The 18,587-nt window shown below is 63.0% G+C and carries 12 protein-coding genes; 6 read left to right on the forward strand and 6 right to left on the reverse strand.

Going from position 1 to position 18,587, the window contains the following annotated elements:
• The 3 genes from E8E78_RS02545 to E8E78_RS02555 all read right to left on the reverse strand — a co-directional run bounded on the left by E8E78_RS02545 (position 1) and on the right by E8E78_RS02555 (position 4,357).
• Complete coding sequence (locus E8E78_RS02545; protein ID WP_016500357.1) at positions 1–531, reverse strand: sigma-70 family RNA polymerase sigma factor; 531 nt, start codon at positions 529–531, stop codon at positions 1–3.
• A 97-nt stretch (positions 532–628) separates the two neighbouring features.
• The gene (locus E8E78_RS02550) at positions 629–3,400 is read right to left on the reverse strand and encodes an amino acid adenylation domain-containing protein (protein ID WP_114942453.1); all 2,772 of its coding nucleotides are present in this window, start codon (positions 3,398–3,400) and stop codon (positions 629–631) included.
• A gap of 258 nt (positions 3,401–3,658) precedes the next feature.
• A complete protein-coding gene (locus tag E8E78_RS02555; protein WP_049275402.1) occupies positions 3,659–4,357 on the reverse strand; it encodes a pirin family protein in 699 nt (232 codons plus the stop codon).
• A gap of 175 nt (positions 4,358–4,532) precedes the next feature.
• Between E8E78_RS02555 and E8E78_RS02560 the strand changes: the two genes are divergently transcribed.
• Positions 4,533–7,049, forward strand: a complete 2,517-nt coding sequence (locus tag E8E78_RS02560) for a UvrD-helicase domain-containing protein (RefSeq protein WP_280313971.1) — start codon at positions 4,533–4,535, stop codon at positions 7,047–7,049.
• A gap of 7 nt (positions 7,050–7,056) precedes the next feature.
• Here the strand turns inward: E8E78_RS02560 and E8E78_RS02565 are convergent, their stop codons facing one another.
• The gene (locus E8E78_RS02565) at positions 7,057–11,946 is read right to left on the reverse strand and encodes an NEL-type E3 ubiquitin ligase domain-containing protein (RefSeq protein WP_327192120.1); all 4,890 of its coding nucleotides are present in this window, start codon (positions 11,944–11,946) and stop codon (positions 7,057–7,059) included.
• A gap of 180 nt (positions 11,947–12,126) precedes the next feature.
• Here E8E78_RS02565 and E8E78_RS02570 point away from each other — a divergent pair, with 180 nt between their 5' ends.
• The 4 genes from E8E78_RS02570 (at position 12,127) to E8E78_RS02585 (ending at position 16,302) form a co-directional block, all read left to right on the forward strand.
• On the forward strand, positions 12,127–13,053 hold the full coding sequence (locus E8E78_RS02570) for an alpha/beta fold hydrolase (RefSeq protein ID WP_016500352.1): 927 nt from the start codon (positions 12,127–12,129) through the stop codon (positions 13,051–13,053).
• 75 nt (positions 13,054–13,128) lie between these two features.
• Positions 13,129–13,548: a VOC family protein gene (locus E8E78_RS02575; RefSeq protein WP_049275405.1), complete on the forward strand. Its 420-nt coding sequence runs from the start codon at positions 13,129–13,131 to the stop codon at positions 13,546–13,548.
• The gene (locus E8E78_RS02580; RefSeq protein WP_049275406.1) at positions 13,545–14,324 is read left to right on the forward strand and encodes an alpha/beta hydrolase; all 780 of its coding nucleotides are present in this window, start codon (positions 13,545–13,547) and stop codon (positions 14,322–14,324) included. Before E8E78_RS02575 ends, E8E78_RS02580 begins: the two co-directional genes overlap by 4 nt.
• 298 nt (positions 14,325–14,622) lie before the next feature.
• Positions 14,623–16,302: an MFS transporter gene (locus E8E78_RS02585; protein WP_016500349.1), complete on the forward strand. Its 1,680-nt coding sequence runs from the start codon at positions 14,623–14,625 to the stop codon at positions 16,300–16,302.
• A gap of 130 nt (positions 16,303–16,432) precedes the next feature.
• Here the strand turns inward: E8E78_RS02585 and E8E78_RS02590 are convergent, their stop codons facing one another.
• Both E8E78_RS02590 and E8E78_RS02595 read right to left on the reverse strand, forming a co-directional pair.
• Positions 16,433–17,002: a hypothetical protein gene (locus E8E78_RS02590; RefSeq protein ID WP_016500348.1), complete on the reverse strand. Its 570-nt coding sequence runs from the start codon at positions 17,000–17,002 to the stop codon at positions 16,433–16,435.
• A gap of 9 nt (positions 17,003–17,011) precedes the next feature.
• On the reverse strand, positions 17,012–17,419 hold the full coding sequence (locus tag E8E78_RS02595; RefSeq protein WP_016500347.1) for a VOC family protein: 408 nt from the start codon (positions 17,417–17,419) through the stop codon (positions 17,012–17,014).
• A gap of 215 nt (positions 17,420–17,634) precedes the next feature.
• Between E8E78_RS02595 and E8E78_RS02600 the strand changes: the two genes are divergently transcribed.
• Positions 17,635–18,540: a LysR family transcriptional regulator gene (locus E8E78_RS02600; protein WP_016500346.1), complete on the forward strand. Its 906-nt coding sequence runs from the start codon at positions 17,635–17,637 to the stop codon at positions 18,538–18,540.
• Positions 18,541–18,587 lie beyond the last annotated feature (47 nt).

Genomic DNA, 18,587 nt, shown 5'->3' on the forward strand with positions numbered 1-18,587 from the left:
TCAGTGGCCATGCCCAAGGCTGTAGATCATGCAGTGCTCGGCCGCCTTGGCAATGTAGCGGCGCACACTGACTTCGGAAATACCCAGCTGGGTGGCGATGTGTTTGTAGGGCATGCCATCGATCTGCGAAAGCAAAAACGCTTCACGTACCTTGGGCCCGAGCGCGGCTAGCATGGCGTCGAGCTCGAACAAGGTTTGCAGCAACGCCACGCGTTGCTCAGGTGAGATGTCCAGTGCTTCGGGTTGCTCGGCGAGCACCTGTAGCCAGGCCCTTTCCAGGTGCAGCCGGCGCAGGTGATCGATCATCAGGCGGCGAGCGATGGTTGCCAGGTAGCCTTTGGGTTCGCGCACGGCGTCCAGCTTTGCAGCGGCGTCGGCTGCAGACATGACACGCACGAACACATCCTGGACGAGGTCTGCTGCCAGGTGGCTGCAGTTCACCCGCGGTTTCAGCCAGTTATGCAACCATTTGCTCTGGGCGCGGTATAGCTGGCTGACTTGAGAAGTAAAAGCTATATCCGGGATGCTCATCCATGCCGCCTGAAAATGTTTACAAATGTTAATGGTTCGCATTTTAGGCAGAGTATTTCAGGGTTTGCAATCACAGCGCCATTGCCGGCAAGTCAGCTCAAGCAGAGGTAGCACGCTCGGCCGCATCGGCTCCACGCGCCTGGTTTTGCTTGTTCCATCGCGTAAACAGCAGACGCAACAGGGTGTTCCAGCAGTAACCCACCAGTACCCCTCCGGCGAGTGCCAGGGCGACCTCGAACAGCGGATGCCTGAAAACATGGTCCGCCAGCGACTGGAACTGGAAATGCGTCAGGTAGATGAACAAGGTTGACGATGCAATGACCGCACCTCCCCGTGCAACCAGGGCGGGCACTGGCACCGAGCGGACCCAGATAAGGGCCAGCATCGCCGGCAGGGCGATATCGATATAACGCAAGAAAGCCTCCCAGCCAACGCCGGCAACCGCCATCAGGTCCAGCTCGCCGACCACCAGCACGGCCACCGCGCTGGCCACCCACTTGCGCGCGGTGGTATCGGCATGGTGCACGGCCATGCCCAGCACCATGACCGCCAGAAAGTGCTGCGGTACCCGGTTGAGCAGCGCACTGGCGTCGAACACGAAGCGGCTGAGCAGCACATCCAGCGCCACCAGCGCACAGGCCGCAATGATCAGGCAGCGGAACGGGTCGGCGAGGACGGCTTGGCGCACGCGCCTGATGGACAGCACCACACCGATGATCAGGATCATCTGTACCAGCACTTCGATGTACCAGTAATTGAACAGGCTGACCTCGCTGGCCGGGAACCAGTTGGACACCAGCAGCAGCGATTGCCAGTGCAACCGGTCGAACACCAGCTGGATCAGCGCGGTGTACAACAGTGTGGGCACCACGATGGCCGTCAGCGACCTGAGCAGCGTGCGCGCATCGCCACGCTCTTCGATGGCTTTGAGCTGGAACCGCGCCAGGCTGATGCCGGAGACCAGGAACAGCACCGATGTTTCGCCGACGATCAACCAATGGTCGAACTCGCTCAGGTGGCCGACCACGATCAGGATGATGGCCAGCATCCGCACGAACACCGGCATCTCCATCACCCGCCACGCGCTTTTCGGGGGCGCATTCAGCTCGGCCAGCTGGCACACCGGCAGCGTTTCCCAGCGCTGTGGCAGGTGGCCGATCAGCTCCTCCAGCACCCGCGAGGCTTGCACGAACGACAGCGAGTCGCCACCCAGTTCGACAAAGCTCAACCTGGCGTCCATGCGCGGTACCTGGAGGATGCGCGCCCAGGCCGTGCTCAGTTTTTCCGCCAAGGGGGACAAGGGAAGGCTGGCGCTGTCGTCAAATGGCGCAGGCAAGGCGCGTTTGTCCACTTTGCCGTTAGGGGTGAGTGGCAGCGCCTCGAGGAACATGAACAGCGCCGGCACCATGTAGTCCGGCAGCTGGCCGGCGAGCGCCTGGCGCAGTTCATCGGCGCTGGTGGGCTTTTGACCAACGCAATAGGCCACCAGCCGGATCGACGCGCTGTCGTGGTTGGCCACGACCACGCATTGGCCGATGTGGGGGTGACGGGTGATGGCGTTCTCGATTTCCGCCAGCTCGATGCGGTGGCCACGGATTTTCACCTGGCTGTCACCGCGCCCCAGGAAACTGGCGCTGCCATCGGCCAGGTAGGTGCCCAGGTCACCGGTGCGGTAACAGCGGTCGCCTGCGTCCCCGGTGAACGGGTTGACGATGAACTTGGCCTCGGTCAGCGCCGGGTCGCCCCAGTAACCCTGCGACAGATAGGGGCTGCGGATGAGGATTTCACCGGTTTCGCCCACGCTGACCAGCTGGTTGGCCGCGTTGACCACCAGCAACTGCGCATTGGCGATACCTTTGCCCAAGGGCACCCGTGAACTGTCCCCGTCAGGGGAGAGGGTATGGAAGGCCATGGCTTGTGGCGTTTCCGTGGTGCCATAGAAGTTGACACTGACAGCGCAGGGCGCAATGGCGCGGATCTGCTGGTACAGCGCCGGGCTGAGCGCATCGCCGCCCCAGAACAGGTAGCGCAGTTGATCGAGTACCTGGCCATTCATGTGTGCGCCGGTCTCGATCAGCTTGCCCAGCGGCGGGGTGAGGTGGATTACGCTCACGCCGTGCTGTTGAATCCAGCCTGCCAGCTGTGACGGGTCGGTCAGGGTCGGCTGGGCGGGGCAGGCGATGGTCGCGCCAATCGACAGGGGCGTGAACACGTCGCGGTACACCGGGTCGTGGCCCAGACCGGAAAGCAGGGAGAAAGTATCAGCCTGGGTAAAGCCATGCTGGCGCACATGCCAGTCGATGAAGTGCACCAGGGGCGCGTGGTGAGTAACGATACCCTTGGGTTCACCGGTGCTGCCCGAAGTGAAGGTGATGTACGCCGGTTGCTCGGGGTTGACGCTGGGCAGCGCGACCTGTTGCCAGGGAAAGGCTTGCAGTGCCTCAGCGGGGGCTTCCGGCACCGTAACCACAATGGGGCCGGAGGCGTCGAGGGATGCATCACCACAGCGCAGGACGACCGCAGGCGCCAGTGTACGGATGATCTGCCCGATGCGCGCGGGAGGGTATGCAGCGTCGGCCACGGTAAAGGCCAGGCCGGCACGCAGGCAGCCGAGCATGGCGTACACCAGGGCGGCGCTGCGGCTGGCGACGATGACCACACGATCGGTACCACTGGCAGCGTTTTCTACCAGATACGCGGCAATGCCTTGGCTTATCTGCGCCAGTTGGGCATAGCTGCAGCTGCTGTGCCGGGCAAGGATGGCGGTGGCATCCGGGCAGCGGCCGGCCTGTTCGAGGAAGGCGTGGTGAATCGGCTGGTCAGCACGGTACTCCAGGCGCAGCGTTGGGTTCGGGCGCAGGTCCGGCATGATGGGTGAGGGCTCCGCATGAACGTTGGGGCTGGCTGGTAGCACAACGCTAGTGCAGGGTGGCCGATGGCGCCAATGTTCAGCGGGATTGGGCGTTGCTTGTCGACAGTCGGGTGCGCTGCGCGCCGCTCTCGTGACACAAGGTGGCTCCCACAAATATAGCGTGGGCCCGGGGCCTGTGCGGTCCCTGTGGGAGCTGGCTTGCCGGCGATGAGGCCAGTACAGATACTGCACGGCAGCCTGCACTGGCCCGATCCATCAGGCCACATCCACCAGCACGATCTCGCTGTCCTCGATGGCGGTCACCCGCAGCACGTCTTCCTGCTCGATCGCTACACCGTCCCGCGCCTTGGCCCGCAGCCCGTTGACGTCCACCAGCCCCTTGGCCGGCACCAGGTAACCCCTGCGGGCGGCATCGAAGCGGTACTCGGCGGTTTCACCTGCACGCAAGGTGGCGGCCACCAGGCGGGCATCAGTGCGAATCTGCAGGCTGTCTTCATCACCGGCACGGCCGCTGGCCAGAGTCACGAAGCCTTCGCCACGTTCGCCTTTGGGAAACGGCCGGCTGCCCCACTGCGGTGCTTCACCCGTGCGCTCCGGCACGATCCAGATCTGGAAAATACGCGTATCTACGTCTTCCAGGTTGTACTCGCTGTGCACGATACCGGTACCGGCACTCATCACCTGCACGTCACCGGCTTCGGTACGGCCTTTGTTACCCAGGCTGTCCTGGTGGCTGATCGCGCCTTCACGCACATAGGTGATGATTTCCATGTCGCGGTGCGGGTGCGGCGGGAAGCCGTTGCCAGCCGCGATCAGGTCGTCGTTCCATACCCGCAGGTTGCCCCAGTGCATGCGCGCCGGGTCGTAGTATTCGGCGAATGAGAAATGGTGGTGGGCATCGAGCCAGCCGTGGTTGGCGTGGCCGAGGCCTTCAAAGGGTCGCAGTTGCAGCATGGTCGTGCTCCTTGAATCAGTGGAATGACGCCATGATGCGCTAATGAAACATCGAAAATAAGCGTAAATATCGGCTTAAAACAATCATATTGTTCGATGTAAATTGCTGCCATGCTTTATTCGCTTCATCGCCTAATCCACTGATCTGCAAGCATTCGCTGGCGATTTTCCGTCGATGCGGCGAACATGCCAGCTGTTTTTGTTTTTCAACGGAGTGACCGTGGCCCACGAGCAACCCCAGGCCCCCGCCGACCTTACCCCACCCGCGCAATTGCCCTGGTTTCGCCGCCTGGCCGCCCGCCTGCTGGGGCGTGGCCTGACCCGTCTGCAAGCCCAGCACCGTGACTCCTGGTTCCTCGGCCACGCCACCGGCCAGCGTAGTGGCCACGCCGAGGGCGTTCGTGAAGGGTTCGACCGCGGGCGGGTGGAGGGTTACGAAGCCGGGCGCCAGGTGCTGGTGATCCGCGATACCCGGCCTGACATCGCTGCCGTGCCCGGTCAGGACGACAACCTGTTCGACGACTGGCGCCTGCCGTTGACAGCCGAGCTGAAAAAGCGCTTCAAAGCCGACGTCGCCCAACGCCTGCCCGCCGAGGCGCAACCCAGCGCCGCGCAGTGGAAACTGATCTTCAGTGACACCCCGTCCACCTGTGTGGTGGCCGGCGCCGGGGCAGGCAAGTCCACGTCGCTGGTGTTGCGCATCCTGCTGCTGCGCCATTATCTGGGTTACGAGCTGGACGCGATGACCGTGGTCACGTTCACCCGCGAGTCGCGCAAGGACTTCATCAAGCGCCTGGTGCAGGTATTCGCCCTGTGGCAGATCAGCCTGCAACCGGTGCAGGCTCGCGAACTGGTGCGTACTTTCCATTCGCGCATCCTGCCGCTGGTACGCAGCTTGCCGGGCTTCGGCCAGGTGCGCGCCTTCGAGACACTGGGCAACGAGATGCCTGCCGGGCGGGAGGCCGAGGCCGACAGCAACCCGTTCGACCTGCGCCTGAACGATGCCCAGCGCCAGCAACTGAACCAGTGCTATAGCAGCGTGCTGGGTGAGAGCCCGCGTTTTGCCGAGCTGGTCGGCCTGTTGCGCAGCGAAGCCTTGCAACTCAAACCACTGGACCCGAACAACCCTGACGTGCAGAAGCGCGCACAGGTGACCCAGTTGGCCGCCCAGCGCGACGAAGAACTGTGCGACGTAATCGAGGACCTGTGGTTCGCCGCCGGCGCCTGGCCGATCAAGGGCATCGAGCCTTGCCGCGAAACTGTCGACATCCGTGGCAGCCGCTTCCATGTGCATGGCCGCCTGGCTGGTCAGGGGCCGTTGGTGGTGCTGGGCTTCGACCCGGCTGAAAGCCCACAGTACCAGCGCCCCGGCGCCAAGTTGGCAGTGCGTGCCGAGTGGGCGGTCAAGCGAACCCTGTTGCAGGCCTTCTGCGACCGGCCGCTGATCTGGCTCGACAACTATGCCATGGCCCGGCGCCTGGCGGCCTCGTTGGCTGGCGATGCCGTGGCCGGCCCGGGGTTCGAGTACAAGGTCAAGGGCGAACTGGCACCGGCGCCGTTGCTGGACGCCTTTGTCGGCGCGGCCAACTTCATCGAGAACCTTGGCCTGGACGTGAACAACGCGGTGGCGGCGATGAGCTTCCCGCCCGGCGACAGCGATGCCTTGTTTTTCGAGGCCCTGGCCCTGTACTGGAAGGCCCTGGAAGCACACCTGCTGGACCAGTCGCCGCCGGTGATGAGCTACAACCGCATGTTCGCCCTGTTCAGCGAGAACAACCCGGAAAACCTGCAACTGCTGCCCGACCCGTTGTTGCGGCCTCTGGCGCACCTGATGATCGACGAGTTCCAGGACGTGTCGCCGCAGATCGTCAGCTGGCTGCGCGCCAGCCTGGCTGAAATCCGCCGGCGTGGCCCGACCATGCACACCGGGCGCCATGCCCAGCATTCGTCGCTGCTGTGCGTGGGTGACGACTGGCAGTCGATCTATGGTTGGCGGGGCAGCTCGCCCAAGTACTTCATGGAGTTCACCAAAGCCTTCCCGTCGCCGGCCAACACGCGGGTGATGCTGGTCGACAACTATCGTTGCCAGCAGCAGGTGATCGACGCGGCCGAGCACCTGGTCAAAGGCACCCCGGCGATTGCCGGCAAGAAAGCCCGCGCCAGTGGCCCGGCAGCCGAATTGCCGGGCTCTGCGGTCAAGGTGTTCGACCGTGACGAGGCCGCCTTGGGTGAAACGCTGATCGAGCACTACCAACGGGGTGAGACGGTCATGATGCTGTACCGCAAGGGCAGCGACAGGGCCTTGATGAGCGAGCACCTGCAAAGCGTGCTGCACGCCGAGGCGGCGTTGCCGGCCGAGCAGCGCCGGCTGCGTCAGTTGACCTACCACAGTGCCAAGGGCTTGCAGGCCGATGCGGTGTTCATGCTGGGCGACTGCCAGTACCTGACCAGCTCGCCCTACAAGAACCAGGTGTACCGCCAGGCGGGTCTGGGCAAGGCCGGGGATGCCCAACCGTTCGATACGGCGCAGAAGGAAGAAGTGCAGCGCCTGGCCTACGTGGCGGTGACCCGCGCGGTGCAGCACTGCTACTGGCACGTGGAGGCCGCCAGTGGTGACGCCGCAGCGGCCCCACGGGCGTCCGGCCGGGTGGATGGCAAGCAGGCCTTCTTCGAAGACCTGCGCGGGCAGTGAGTGGGGTTCAGCGGCCGATTGTTTGCGTCTGGCGGGTGAGGCTGATCAGCAGACCGGTTTCAACCTGCTGCTGCTCGGCAGTCAGCGCGTCCACGCCTTGGCGATACTGCTGCTCGTTGAGCGCGACGCGACGCAGCCTGCCCTCGGCATCCACCGGGCTTTCAGGCATGACCCTGGCCAAAGCTCGTCGCACAGAGCTGTCCAGGGATGTCACTGGGTCGGCGGTTTCATCCAGGCAGTAATAGAGGTAGTCAAGGCCTGGCCGCCAGAAGTCGGTTATCAGGCTGAACTGTGCCGCATGCTCTCGTTTCAAGTACTCGACCCAGCCCGGCTGCTGGGTCAACCATTGTTCTCGAGCGGTGGCATCCGTATCCAGCTCAAGGACCGCAGCTTTCACCTTGTCGATGATTGTCTGGTTGATCCTGGCCGTGCTGCGGTACAGCATGCCGCTGCTCGGCTCAGGGTAGTCCAGCACGGTAGCCAAGGACTGGCGCAAGGCCAGGCGCAGCTCGATATCGTCCACCAGCCCGGTTTCCAGGGCGGAGTCCGGAAAGGCAGAGGGCTCGTCGAGCACATCGTACGAGGGTAGATCTTCATCGAAGATATCATTTAGTAGCGCCTGCTTGCGCAAGGACCGTTTCCAGCTGATGCGGTCCGCCAGTTGATTGACCTGATCGCGTCGATACAACTTTCGATACAGGTTCAGCAGATCGGCCGGCCGACTACCGACATGGCCTGCAGTGTCGTGGGCCAGCACCTCTATCTCCAAGGCACTGAAGGCGTCGGCACCTGCGTCGCCGCAGGTCGGGGGGAAGTCCCCGGCCACAGCCGCGAGGCGTTCGCGCAACACGGTGTCGTGGGCAGCGTCATCAAGCAGCTCCCATACACGCTCCCTCAGGGCCTCGGCATCACTCCGCGCTTCTGCCGACTGGGCAACACGTTCGAGCACCCCCAGCAACGCTGCGTTTTCACCTTGGTCAAAGAGGCCGCTCCACAGCTGCTCTTCGGCACTGCTCGCGCCGCCACGGAAAAAACCTTGCCACGGCGGTACGTCTTCTGCGTGCTCGAATACATTGACGCCACTACTGCCCAGGCGCGCACGTGCCTCGGCTTCCAGCGTGTTGTAGTTGAACAGCCAGCGGCGCTCAGGCAAGCGAGCGGCGACATCGCGGGCGAACGGGGTGCGCAGTACACCTGGCAAGTCTGGCAGGGTACGAATGCGGTTGGAGGAGAGGTTCAGATAGCGCAGCTCGTACTGGGGCTGGCTCATGAGTGTTGTCAGGCTGCCGGGCCATTGCTGCAGTTCGCAGCGGTCAAGGTCCAGGTGGCTGAGGCGGGCCATGGAGCGCAGGTCTGGCGCCAGCCGCAGTGGGTTGCCCGACAGGTGTAGTACCTTGGGATGGATCATGTCCTGAAACTGGGCGGCCAGGCTCTCATCAAGTGTGATCTGGTTGCTGCCCAGGCCAAGTCCATCCAGGGGCAAACGCGTCAGGAAGGCCAAGCTGGCATTATCGAGCCGCAGCCGGTTACGGCTGAGGCCGAGCACCCGCAGGCCAGGCATCGCCCCAATGGCCTGCTGGGCAGTGGCTGAAAGGGTAGTCAGGCCATTGCCTGCCAGGCCCAGTTCGCGTAGCCGTGGTGCAGACTTGAGCGCCTCGAACAATGCTTCAGCGTCCATCTCCGGGTTACCGATGATTTCCAGGGTGTCCAGGTCAGGGAAGTTTGCCAGGAAGCCACCCTCCAGGCGTCGCATCTGCAACCCATCAAGGACGAGTTGCCGGATATGCGGCATACGGGCAGTGAACGCTGGCAGCGCTTCCAGTTGCATCTGGCTCAGCACCAGCACTGCGCGTTGCGCGCCGCCTTCACGGCGCGAAGCACTCATCAGTCGCTCGGTGAATTGCTGGCGATCAAAGCGTTCTTCAAGGGTGCGTGAGGTGCTGACCCAGCGGTTGAGATCACGGTTAAGCGTGCGCTGCTCGGCTTCCAGTTGGCTGATTGCACTACCCAGGTCGCCTCCTTGGGCAAGTTCGGTTTGCAGCGCGCTGATCTCCTGGCTGCTGAGTTCGGGGTAGAGTGCCCGAAATCGACGCGCGGCTGGCAAGGCTCGCCCTTGCAAACCACGGCCGCTCAGGGGATAGCCAAGCTGGCCGTTGGCCAATCGCAAGGGGGAGCGGAACCTGGGATTGATGGGTTGCTGGCCGAGCAGTGAGGCGCAGTGCTGGCGATCGCCGAGGGCGAGTTCCAGCAACTGGGCAGGGTCAGCCTGCGGGTGTTCGGCTTGCAGCGCCTGTTGCAGGCGCAGGCTGTCCTCGTTGGCCAGGCTGGGTCTGAAAATACCGATGATGGCGCGGTCAAGCCGCACTCGAGCTTGCAGAAGGCGAGCTTCCTCGGCAATGCGAAGCGGCACCCGCCCGTTTGTCAGGCGTTGCCGTCCGGCGTTGCTGATGTTGGCAAGCAATTGTTCAAGCGCGCTGTCCGGTAGCCCGGGAAACTGCCGGGCGAGGGTTTGTGCGGTTGCTGGGCGTGTGGGACGGTGTCTTTGTTGCAGGCTCTCGAACAGCGCCTCGCGATGCTGTTCCAGGTGTTGCGCGAGCTTTTTGTTCAGCGCGTGCGATCGGTGCTCGGCTAGTGTGTCACCGAGCAACTGCTCAATGGCTTCTTTATCCATCTGATCCAGCACGGTCTGGCTCAGCTGGCCATTGTCCAGGTCGGTACGGGTAATTTCGATTTCCACTTGGCCCAGCGTGTGCGGGGGGCCGTAGCGCACAGATTCGCCCCAGGGCTCTGGCCCTTGGTAAACCTTGAGCACGTTCCCCTCGGGCCACCCCGGCAGGCGCAGCAACTCAGGCAAGGCGAAGTTCTTGTACGCAGCCAGCGGCAACCCATGGCGCACGCAGTTGATGATCTGTTGAGTTTGATTGTCCAGTTGCAACCGCTGCAGCGCGTCGATCAACAAAGCGGGTGGACGCAGGCCTGCTGCCTGAGCGCGGCGCAGCACGTCTGGATCGGTACCGGTACTGCGCATGGCATGGTCCAGTTCGCTGTCGTCCAGGCCTGCGCTATGGTCGCCAAGGCGGCGCATGAGCTGTTCGCGGTCCCATTCCAGAGGCTGCTCATGAGCCAGTTGCCAGCGGGCATTACCGTGGTGGAGCAAGCGTGGGGCATAGGCCTGTGCATCCTCGGGGTGGCGCACGTACCATTGCTGGTCTGCGTCCTGAAACACTTCGTACAGCGTCCCATCCAGCTGGAGAAAGGTCTTCCCATCGATGTGCACATGGCCGAGCAAGTCGGGTTGGGCCCCATCAGGGATAGCCGTTGTGCTCGCATAGGGCGTCATGTCGGGGTGCCAGAGCACTTCTTTGTCTTCATGCCACACACTCGTCAGCGCATCTACAAAGCCTGACGCCTGGACGAGCTTGGCGCCGGTAGCAAAGCCGGCAATCACTGCCGCATTGATTGCCAACGATTCCAGTTGCGCCAGTGCTTGCCGGGTATCGCCTTCTTCCCACGCCTCGAACCCGGTGAAAACCGAGCTCATCAGGTCGTAAGCGAAAACGCCGAGCATGACTGTGTTCAACCCGGGCACGAAAAACGCAGCGACGTTCAGCACATTCATGCCCAACTCGAGCCAGTGCTTCAGTCGCTTGTCGCGGGCCCTGGCGTCGACCTCGGCGGTGGGGACCGCAATGGTTCTTGCGTCGGCCTTCATCCGCGCAAGGTGGGCGTTGTACAAGGTCGCCCAAGGGTCGGTTCTGATTGGCGAGAGGGTGAAGGGGATTGCGGGCATTTTTCTGGGTTTGCGTCTGCCTGCTTCATCCTGTTCGAACAGCGCATTTTCCAGTTTGTCGGCCAGTTCCTTTTGCCTGTCTTTGTAGGCGAAATGCACCACGCTTTGGCGAAACTCGCTTTGCAACAGGCGGCTACGCAGGTGTTTGCCGGCGTCCTGGCGAGAAGCAAACTCCCTTATAGGGTGCTCGCTGTCGCCAGGCATATACAGGACGCAAGGGTTTGTCCGGTCGGGATTGTCTGGCCCGATGAACAGCATTTCGTGGACGGGGATACCGAACAGGCTGAAGTTCCAGCAATGCAGTGCCTGTTTTCCATAGGTAGGGTGAGGCTTGCCCTCGCACAGTTGCACAAGCGCATCGAACCCATGTTCGCTCAGCAGGCCTTTGAGCTTTGCAATCAGTGCCTGAACCCTCAGGGCCTCGCGACTCGCGGCTATTGACCGGCGCTGGACTTCAGCGCGATTGACACCCTCATGGGTTGCCAGCAGATGCTCCTGATAGCGTGCGCCTAGGTCCAGCCCCCGACAATGGTTGACGAAGTCCGCCATCGTCAGGCCCGGTATAGGCGAATCACTGCCAGCAGCGCTGGTGAGCCTGCTGTAGGCACCTACTTCGGCCAGGCCCTCGAAGTTGTGCAGGGCAGCCTCCAGCAAGCTGCGTGCTTGCGGTTCGCCCACAGGGCGGGTGGCCAGCACATCCACCTCAAGGTCCGGCACCAAGGGCGTTTCTACGTCGGGTACGCCGACCCAGATGTTGGCGTCTGATTCAAAGGGCTGGAACACATATTGCGCCCTGTCTACGGGCACGCTCACTTTCAAGCGCTTGGTCAGCAGTGGGGTGCAAAAGCCGACGATGTCCTGGAAACCCGCCAGTGCCTGCCTGACATGTACCAGGCGTTTGTCCCGCGTTTCGATAGCTCTGAGCAACTGCTCACGCGCTGGCGCATCGGCAGTGGCGTACCAAGAGTAAGGGGAGCCATCTTCATCCAGATACTCCTTGCGCAGGCTTTGCAGCACTTTGTGCGTATGTGCGGGCTGAAGAACCTTGCTCCATTTCGGTAATGTTCGGGTTATCTGGCTTTGATGTAACGGCGTGGGGTTGGTCATGGCAACGGTCTCTTGCGTTGGGGGCCAATAGTCCACGCTCATCAAGGCGCCATGGTGCGGTAGATAGTTGTGGTCAAGGGTCGGTGCTGCGCATGCGCGGGTCGGTGAGGGGCTAGCGGCGAGGGGGGATGTGCGAGAGGGTGAGGCAGGCCAAGACGCAGGCAGCCAAGGAGAATTGCAATGCGTTCGCTGTGCAGTCCGAAAGATCACCTGCTCGACCTCGATGGTATTGAAATAGCGGTCCGCACCTGGGGCGCCGAAGACGGTATTCCCGTACTGGCCTTGCATGGCTGGCTGGATAACGCTGCCTCGTTCGAACGCCTGGCACCGATGCTGGACGGTTGCTTTGTGGTGGCCCCCGACCTGGTCGGCCATGGCCGTTCGGACCATCGCCGCCGCGACAGTGGCTATTACCTGTGGGAGCATGCCGAAGACATGCTGGCGGTGACCGACAGCCTGGGCCTGGCGCAATTCCATGTGCTGGCCCATGGCATGGGCACCGGTGTGGCGTCGCTACTGGCGGCCATGACCAGTGGCATTGCCAGCATGACCTTTCTCGACGGCATGGGTGCCCCGTTCACGGTGGCCGAGGATGACCGCGTGCAGCACCTGGCGCGGGCCTACCGGCTCAAACGCATGGTCCAGCGCAGCCAGCTGCCGGGCTTTGCCGAGCCGGACGTCGGCCGCTTCGACGACCTGGACACCGCCCTGGCGCAACGGCGCGAGCGCCTTGACACCGAACTGTCGGAAGGTGCCGCACGGCTGCTGGCGTTGCGCGACCTGCTGCAACTGGGCGATGGCTATTGCTGGCGCCACGACCCGCGGCTGGTGTTGCCCGAACCCATGCCGCTGACCGAGCGCGACGCATGCGACCTGCTCAACCAGATCCGCTGCCCGCTGTACCTGCTGTTCGGCCGTCAAGGGGCATTCACCGGCGAGGCTTTTACCCGGCGTCAGGCAGCCTTGCCCAGCCATGCCAAGGTTTCCTGGCATCCCGGCGGGCACCACTTCCACCTGGATGCCCCGGACCGGGCGCTGGTCGACCAACTGCTGCGTATCCTGGCGCACCATGAAGGGGGCGTGCTGCAACGCTTGGTAAACGAGTAGCTGGTTCTGTTCACTCCGGGCGAAGCTGGGCTATGGTGGCGAAACTATTCGCACTCACGGCACAAGAAGCCCGGTATGCGACCGTTCGCTATCAAGCACATAGATCATCTTGTTCTGCGGGTCAGCGACCTGCCGCGCAGTGTTGCCTTCTACACCGAGCTGCTCGGTTGCGATGTCAGCCGCGTGCGCGAAGACCTGGGCATGGTGCACCTCGCCACGGGCACGGCGATGATCGACCTGGTGACCCTGGACGGCCCGCTGGGGCGGCCAGGCGGGGCGGCGCCGGGGCTGGAAGGGCGCAACCTGCACCATTTCTGTCTGCGTATCGAGCCGTTCGACGAGGCCGCCTTGATCGCCTACCTGGAAGCCGCCGGGGTAAAAGTGGAGCCGGCAGAAAAGCGTTATGGCGCTGAAGGCGAGGGTCCGTCGCTTTACTGCTACGACCCGGATGGCAACCAGGTCGAGTTGAAGGGGCCGGTAGCGGAGGCGGTATGAGCGACCTGCACATGCGCGAGCACTGGGTCGACACCGCGCAAGGCAAGTTGTTCGCCCAGGATTGGACGCCGTTGCAGGCACAGGGGGCGCCCATTGTCCTGCTGCATGATTCGCTGGGGTGTGTGGCGTTGTGGCGCGACTTCCCAGCGCAGTTGGCGCAAGCCACCGGGCACCGGGTAATCGCCTACGACCGCTTGGGCTTTGGCCGTTCGGACGCGCATCCGGGCAGTTTGCGCCTGGGCTTTGTCGAGCGCGAGGCACAGCAGGGTTTCGCGGCGCTGCGCACGTATTTCGGCATCAGTGATTTCATTGTGTTTGGTCACAGCGTCGGCGGCGGCATGGCCGTGGCCTGCGCGGCGGCCTTCGCCAGCCAGTGTGTGGGGCTGATTACCGAGTCGGCACAGGCGTTTGTCGAAGCACGCACCCTTGAAGGCATTCGCGCAGCCGACCTGCAGTTTGCCGAGCCCGGGCAGTTGCAACGGCTGCAACGCTACCACGGCAACAAGGCCGAATGGGTGCTGCGCGCCTGGGTGGACAACTGGCTGTCCGAGGACTTTGCCGACTGGAACCTGGATGCTGCGTTGGCGCAGGTGCGCTGCCCTTTGTTGAGCCTGCATGGCGATGACGACGAGTTTGGCTCGCCCGCGCACCCCGAGCGACTGGTGGCGCTGTCGGGCGGGGCGGCGGCGATGCAGTTGCTGCAAGGGTGCGGGCATGTGCCGCATCGGGAGCAGGCGGAGGCAGTATTGAAGGCGGTCGCACGGTTTTTGCGGTGATGCCTTTGCGGACATAGTCGGTCTTGACGGCTGGCGCTCCCACAAAAGTCCGTGATGTGCCGCTACAGCTTCTGCATGCGCACCCGGTGATGCCGTCTCGTTCATGCCGCCCTCTTGTGCGTGGCCAGGCGGGTGGATATCCCGGCAATCCCGATTATGCTTCATTTACCTTGCTGCGATCCGAGGCGGCCCGCCTCGTCGTGCTTCGCGCAACCAAAGCAAGCCCCAGGGCCTGGGTGCGACGGTGAAGTGGTTGTGAGGTGCTCCGGCCTGTATGACGACATCACGGAGGCAACCCATGGCGGTTCTCGACAGCGCATCCACGGGCAGTAGCGCGCCCCAACGCGGTATCACCAAGGAGGAGCGCAAGGTCATCTTCGCCTCATCCCTGGGCACGGTGTTCGAATGGTACGACTTCTACCTGTACGGCTCCCTCGCCGCGATCATCGCCAAGCACTTCTTTGCCGGTGTCAATGAAACCACCTCGTTCATCTTCGCCTTGCTGGCCTTTGCCGCCGGTTTTGCCGTACGGCCGTTCGGGGCAATCGTGTTCGGCCGCCTGGGTGACATGATCGGGCGCAAGCATACGTTCCTTATCACGATTGTGATCATGGGCCTATCTACCGCTCTGGTGGGCCTGCTCCCGAGCTACAGCGCGATCGGCGTGGCCGCGCCGGTCATCCTGATCACCTTGCGGTTGCTGCAGGGCCTGGCCCTGGGGGGTGAGTACGGCGGCGCGGCCACCTATGTGGCCGAGCATGCGCCCAAGGGCCGTCGCGGCTTTTTCACCGCCTGGATCCAGACCACCGCCACGTTGGGGCTGTTCCTGTCGCTGCTGGTGATCATGAGCTGCCGCACGGTCATGGGTACTGAGGTGTTCGAGGCCTGGGGCTGGCGGGTGCCGTTCCTGCTGTCGATCCTGCTGCTGGCGATTTCGGTGTACATCCGCATGCAGCTCAACGAGTCGCCGGTGTTCATGAAGATGAAGGCCGAGGGCAAGGCATCCAAGGCACCGCTGACCGAGTCGTTCGCCCGTTGGGACAACCTCAAGGTGGTGATCATGTCGCTGCTGGGCGGCACCGCCGGCCAGGCCGTGGTGTGGTACACCGGGCAGTTCTATGCGCTGTTCTTCCTGTTGCAGATGCTCAAGATCGAGCCGCAGACGGCCAACCTGCTGATTGCCGGCTCGTTGCTGATCGGCACGCCGTTCTTCATCATCTTCGGTAGCCTGTCCGATCGCATTGGCCGCAAGAAGATCATCATGGCCGGCTGCATCATCGCTGCGCTGACCTATTTCCCGATCTTCAAGGCGCTGACCGAGTACGGCAACCCGGACGTGTTCGTCGCCCAGGAGCAGAACCCGGTCGTGGTAGTGGCTGACCCTGGCCAGTGCGCGTTCCAGTTCGACCCGGTGGGCAAGGCCAAATTCACCAGCTCTTGCGACATCGCCAAGAGCCTGCTGGCCAAGCGCGCCATTCCCTACACCAACCAGGCGGCCGAACCTGGCAGCGTGGCGCAGATTCGCATTGGTGAGCGGGTGCTGCCGAGCTTTGAAGGCAGCAGCATGGCCGCAGCGGACTTCAAGGTGCAGAGTGAGGCGTTTACCGCCACCTTGAGTGGTGCGTTGAAAGAAGCCGGCTACCCGGAAAAGGCCGACCCGGCGAAGATCCACTACCCGATGGTGCTGTTGCTGCTGACCATTTTGGTGATTTACGTGACCATGGTCTACGGCCCGATTGCTGCCTGGCTGGTCGAGCTATTCCCGGCGCGTATCCGCTACACCTCGATGTCGCTGCCTTACCACATCGGTAATGGCTGGTTCGGTGGCTTCCTGCCGACGGTGGCGTTTGCCATGGTGGCGGCTACCGGGGATATCTATTACGGCTTGTGGTACCCGATTGTGATCGCGGTAATGACGGCGGTGCTGGGGATCTTCTTCCTGCCGGAGACCAAGGACCGGGATATCAACCACACCTGAGACTGATGGGGCAGTTGTGCTGGCCTCTTCGCGGGCTCGCCCGCTCCCACAGATACAACACAGATTTCACGGCGTGTGTTGTACCTGTGGGAGCGGGCGAGCCCGCGAAGAGGCCGGTACAGCCCACTAATCAATCGAAGTAGCCGCGCAGGCCAAAGGCATACCCGGTATCCACCTGCGCGGCCTCACCCCGGCTCCAGCGCTTCTTCAGCACGAACTCGAACGCCGGCTCGTACAACCCGTCGCGCACCAGCGCCCCCGCCAGTACCTCCACGTCATACCAGCCATTGTCCAGCTCGATGATCGGCCGCCCCGGCACCTGGTAGCGGGCAATCAGGTCACCCAGGGTCTTGGGCGTGAAGTGCTGCAGGATGCGCCAGGTGTACAGCATCAGCGCACCGTGCTCGACCCGCAAAACATAGCCATTACGCCGGTGCTTCAGGCGGCTGCCAGCTTCGCGCAGGGCCGGGGTATGGCCATCGAGGGTGAACAGAATGCGGTAGGGCAGGTTGTCGACCCCCGCCAGCGGCAGCACGACGCCTTCGCGTACCGCCTTGTCGCCGATGTCACCATGGGTAAAGGCGTAGGCGAGGTCGTCCGGTAGCTCATGCTCCTGCTTGAAACGTTCGAGCAACTGGATATCGCCAAGCAGAAAGTAATCGACCAGGTCGTTCAGTACTTCGCTGAATTCGTGGCGCATCTGTTTTCCTTATTGGTGCGCGTGGGGCTGTCTGTGTTTCTGGGCGATCTGGATCAGGTTGCCACAGGTGTCATCGAACACGGCCACGGTGACGGGGCCTAGGTCGGTGGGCGGCTGGGTGAACTGCACACCCGCCGCGCAGAGGCGGGTGTATTCGGCCTGTATATCGCGCACGCCAAACGAGGTGGCGGGGATGCCATCCTGCTTGAGCGCAGCCTTATACACCTTGGACGCCGGGTGCGCGTCGGGCTCCAGCAACAGCTCGACGCCGTTGGGATCGTTGGGGGAGGTCAGCGTCAGCCAGCGGTGCCGGCCCATGGGGATGTCGTGCCTGGGCTCGAAGCCGAGTACGTAGTGGTAGAAGGCCAGGGCCTTGGCCTGGTCGTCGACAAGAATGCTGGTGACCACGATCTTCATAGGCGTACACCGTAATGCTGAGGCCGTTGGGTATCAGTAAAGACGTTCGGGAGTATTTGGCCAGCAGCTGTTCCCGGGCTCGGGCGATCGCTCTACAAAAAAACTGCTCAAGCCATAGGTAAATCCTTCATCACCCGGCCCCCGTCCGCCAGCCAGCGGGGTTAAAGTGTCAGGCATGATCCCTGCGCGCCCAAACCGGCGTCAAAGAGGTGCCCGTGGCTGCCTATACCCTGCGACAACTCAAGTACTTCGTCACCACCGTGGAGGCCGGTAGCGTTGCCGAGGCCTCTCGCCAGCTGTACATCGCCCAGCCGTCCATTTCCACGGCCATCAAGAGCCTGGAAGAAAGTTTCGGCGTGCAGCTGTTCATTCGCCACCATGCCCAGGGTGTGTCGTTGACGCCCAGCGGCAAGCGTTTCTACGCCAAGACCCGATCCCTGCTGCAGATGGCCCACGAGTTCGAGCAGAACGCCCTGGCTGACAACGACACCGTCGCCGGGCAGATCGACATCGGCTGTTTCGAAACCGTGGCACCGTTGTATCTGCCGCGCCTGATCGCCGCCTTCCGCCAGCGTTACCCAGGCGTGGATATCCGCCTGCGCGACGGCGAGCAGCAGGAGCTGATCCAGGGCCTGACGGCCGGAACGTTCGACCTGGCGTTCCTCTACGATCATGACCTGGACGGCACCATCGAAGCCGAGCCTCTGATGCCGCCGCAAAAACCTTACGTGCTGCTGCCAGAAAACCACCGCTTTGCCGGCCAGGCCCAGGTATCGCTGCGTGACCTGTGCCCGGAGCCGATGATCCTGCTGGACGTGGCTCCCAGCCGCACCTACTTCGTCAGCCTGTTCAACGAGATGGGCTTGACGCCGAACATCGTCTTCAGCTCACCGTCGATCGAGATGGTGCGGGGCATGGTCGGGCAGGGTTTCGGTTTTTCGCTGCTGGTGACCCGACCGCATTCGGAATACACCTACGACGGCCAGCGCCTGGCCCTGCTGGATATCGCCGAGCCGGTGGCGCTGTCGGGGCTGGCGGCGGCGTGGTTGAAGCGGGTGCAACTGACCAAGCCTGCACAGTTGTTTGTGGAGTTTTGCCGGGAAGAACTGGCGAAGTTCTGAGGCTGGCACGCCATGCTGCGCGATCCAGGAGCATGGCGTGCCCGCTG

Origin of the sequence: Pseudomonas sp. BN505, assembly GCF_029873175.1 — a bacterium.
Classification (GTDB): domain Bacteria; phylum Pseudomonadota; class Gammaproteobacteria; order Pseudomonadales; family Pseudomonadaceae; genus Aquipseudomonas; species Aquipseudomonas putida.

Coding starts and splice junctions, on each gene's coding strand:
- E8E78_RS02590 (WP_016500348.1), bottom strand. CDS start 17,002: ATGCGCCACGAATTCAGCGAAGTACTGAACGACCTGGTCGATTACTTT.
- E8E78_RS02550 (WP_114942453.1), bottom strand. CDS start 3,400: ATGCCGGACCTGCGCCCGAACCCAACGCTGCGCCTGGAGTACCGTGCT.
- E8E78_RS02575 (WP_049275405.1), top strand. CDS start 13,129: ATGCGACCGTTCGCTATCAAGCACATAGATCATCTTGTTCTGCGGGTC.
- E8E78_RS02545 (WP_016500357.1), bottom strand. CDS start 531: ATGAGCATCCCGGATATAGCTTTTACTTCTCAAGTCAGCCAGCTATAC.
- E8E78_RS02585 (WP_016500349.1), top strand. CDS start 14,623: ATGGCGGTTCTCGACAGCGCATCCACGGGCAGTAGCGCGCCCCAACGC.
- E8E78_RS02560 (WP_280313971.1), top strand. CDS start 4,533: ATGCGGCGAACATGCCAGCTGTTTTTGTTTTTCAACGGAGTGACCGTG.
- E8E78_RS02580 (WP_049275406.1), top strand. CDS start 13,545: ATGAGCGACCTGCACATGCGCGAGCACTGGGTCGACACCGCGCAAGGC.
- E8E78_RS02595 (WP_016500347.1), bottom strand. CDS start 17,419: ATGAAGATCGTGGTCACCAGCATTCTTGTCGACGACCAGGCCAAGGCC.
- E8E78_RS02555 (WP_049275402.1), bottom strand. CDS start 4,357: ATGCTGCAACTGCGACCCTTTGAAGGCCTCGGCCACGCCAACCACGGC.
- E8E78_RS02565 (WP_327192120.1), bottom strand. CDS start 11,946: ATGACCAACCCCACGCCGTTACATCAAAGCCAGATAACCCGAACATTA.
- E8E78_RS02570 (WP_016500352.1), top strand. CDS start 12,127: ATGCGTTCGCTGTGCAGTCCGAAAGATCACCTGCTCGACCTCGATGGT.